The organism is Caballeronia sp. AZ10_KS36, assembly GCF_023631105.1.
GTDB lineage: Bacteria > Pseudomonadota > Gammaproteobacteria > Burkholderiales > Burkholderiaceae > Caballeronia.
In genome coordinates, this window is sequence record NZ_JALQDQ010000062.1 from 1 (window position 1) to 1,980 (window position 1,980).

Annotated in this window: 2 protein-coding genes; one reads left to right on the top strand and one right to left on the bottom strand. The window is 56.8% G+C overall.

What is annotated here, in order from left to right; all coding sequences use genetic code 11:
* Nucleotides 1-387: 387 nt before the first annotated feature.
* Entirely contained in the window at nt 388-729 is a 342-nt protein-coding gene (locus NCR35_RS29680; protein WP_250537449.1) for a hypothetical protein, read from the bottom strand.
* 1,057 nt (nt 730-1,786) lie between these two features.
* Between NCR35_RS29680 and NCR35_RS29685 the strand changes: the two genes are divergently transcribed.
* A partial coding sequence (locus tag NCR35_RS29685; protein WP_250537450.1) for a thiamine pyrophosphate-binding protein occupies nt 1,787-1,980 on the top strand: 194 nt, incomplete at its 3' end.

Genomic DNA, 1,980 nt, shown 5'->3' on the forward strand with positions numbered 1-1,980 from the left:
CACCGTCGAAACAATGAAAAGGTTAACAGGATTCATCGAGGGTTAACAGCCCCTTCGTTCATTTTGTTAAGGATTCTTAGTGACCATGCAGGTGTTGCTAGGGGTGTTGACCGGCACCTTGGGGGTGATCTTTGCGACGCCACTAACGGCTGCCGCAATAGTCTTAGTCAACAAGCTATATGTAGAAGACGTGGTCGAGCACCGTGACACCCGAAACCAGCGATAGCGGCGATTATTCACTTGTGAAGTAACCATGCTCGCTCAGGAGTCGCCGGTTCGTCTCGCTATCGTTTGATCGACGCCATAGAAAGAGTCGAAGCACGCTACGGTCTGTCGACGGCCATCAGCGCGAAGTCACTCACATGATGATACATATCGAACGACGCTTTACTTCGGCGGACCCTGAAAATCGACCGGCGTCCCATCTTGATCGACCGGCCGCGCCATTAGCTCAACAAACGCCTTCGCACCCTCGCTTAGCGGAATCAGCGCCTTCCAGAGCGTTTCATCAGTAAGCATTTGGAATGCCGTCCCGACGCCGGGCGAGACGTTGGCCGCCCGCGTCTGCTCGCTTTCGATCATTATGCGATCGACTGCGACCAGTAGCGCCCGAACGATTTTCTCGAAGTGTTCAGGGGGCACGTCCGACAGCAGTCGAAGCAAAAGCGCCGCGTTACGACAGGAGTTCAGGGCGCCGGCCTCGCTATCCACTGGCTTAGAGTACGACATTTGATCTCCTTCCATTCCTTCCGGTCAGCGACATGCCGCCCGTTCGCGGATGCAATGCGCAAACTTGGCATTCTTTCCGCCCCGCAGTCAGCACAAAACTAAGTAAGCGGCAGCAATTGGTGCGCCTAGCGGCGCATCCGCAACACACAGGCCACCCTGATAGCCGGACGATCGAACGTGTGGAGGAAGAGCCGCTTAGTGACGGCCGAACGTTGTAGTCGCAGCTAGCGCTACAAGCATCACGCTGTGCTACTTATGATGCCGGTGCATGAGCGCGCCAACGCCGAGAACGATCCGGCGCCAAACGAAAGACGGTTGCATATGTTACAGCCCGCCCCGTCTCATTAGCAGTCTTCAGATTAGCGATGCCACTTCACGAGTCAGTCGGTGCAAAGTAGCGGCAACAACAACAGCCGTGCGACGACGCACCGCGAGAGAGTTCTTGGTTCCCTGCGACGCAAGGTCACATTTCACCGCGGCCCGCTGCGGGCCGATGCAACGCGGAACACGATTCGAGGTTCCAACGGCTCCGCAAGCGAGCCGAGGGTCGAAGCCACGCCTCTTCAGTCTTAGGTAACGACGCGACCGCTGCCGTCGCTCTTGCCCCGGATCGGCACAACTTATCGCGACTCGCTCCCGATATTGCACATCGATCGTTTTTGGAAGTCATTTGCCACGAAAAGGTGCGGAAGGTCTAGCGGCAGCAGCGAACCCCTATCCTGATTGCGGACCAATACGAAGCCGAGGAATTAACCGCCGATAGAGGTACGGGGTCTTGAGTAGCAACTCACTACCAACGCGCGTGCTATGCATGTCACAGTATGCTATTTTTTCAACGTCATTGAAAAATATCGTAAGTCCTCGTTGCTGCTGATAACCGCGATGGTGGGATGGTGGTTCCCTTTGACTTGCCCAAGGACCCTGCAGGCGGCAGAAGCCAGCACCATGTCCATAGCCTGTATCGGCATGCTCGTTGCATTACTTCGCGTTGCGCTGCGCACCAAGCCTTAGCGTCAATGCGCGGTTATCTGGGCTTTGGCTATGACGGAGAGCAGATATGGCCACCACTGTCGGCGACTTCCTAGTCGATCGCCTCTACGCTTGGGGCGTGCGCCGCATATACGGCTATCCCGGCGACGGCATCAACGGCGTCTTCGGCGCGCTGAACCGCGCGAACGGAAAGATCGAATTCATTCAGGCGCGCCACGAGGAAATGGCCGCCTTCATGGCCTCCGCGCACGCGAAGTTCAC

Excerpts from the sequence above, each read along its gene's own strand:
- NCR35_RS29680 (WP_250537449.1), bottom strand. The coding sequence starts at position 729 with ATGTCGTACTCTAAGCCAGTGGATAGCGAGGCCGGCGCCCTGAACTCC.